Here is a 665-nt window from a genome sequence, read left to right on the forward strand (position 1 = left end):
TTGGACTACATTAGGTTGGTTGGAATTAAGGCAGAGATATAAAAGATCCATTGTTGGACCGTTTTGGATTACATTAAGTATGGCGGTCCTTATTATTGCTTTAGGGGTAATTTATGGAGAACTATTTAAATTAGAAGTTAAAGAGTATCTCCCGATGCTAGCAGTTGGTTTGGTGTTCTGGAACTTTATTAGTGGCGTTATAAATGAAGGGTGTGTAACTTTCATATCGTCCAGCTCTTTTATAAGTCAGTTACCAACTAAAAAATTCATATACATTATGCAAATGTTATGGCGAAATTTTATGATGCTTTGCCATAATATAGTAATAGTGATTGGTGTGTTGATTATATTCAACGTCTTTTCGTTGAAGAATTTCCCGCTTTTTATACTTGGATTTATGATCGTAGTTGTTAATGGATTGCAACTTTATTTGCAGTAATTTCTGTACGTTTTAGAGATTTTCCGCAAATGGTCATGAGTTTTATGCAGGTTGTCTTTTATATAACGCCGATATTATTTTCTGGAACAATGTTGGCTAAATATAGCTTGCTGCTGAAGTTAAACCCATTTGCTTGGTTTATCGAGATTATTCGCTCGCCTTTAGTAGGGAAAATGCCCGAGTTATACTGCTATTATAATTCTATTATCCTTGCATGCGTAGGAAC

General features: G+C 34.4%; 1 pseudogene. It reads left to right on the forward strand.

Annotated features, from left to right (window positions below):
* Window positions 1-665 (forward strand): annotated as a pseudogene (gene wzm / locus RTW80_RS26705) (O89/O101/O162 family O-antigen export ABC transporter permease subunit); the annotation flags it as partial.

Source organism: Escherichia sp. AM3, assembly GCF_032029835.1.
GTDB classification, from domain to species: Bacteria; Pseudomonadota; Gammaproteobacteria; order Enterobacterales; family Enterobacteriaceae; genus Escherichia; species Escherichia coli.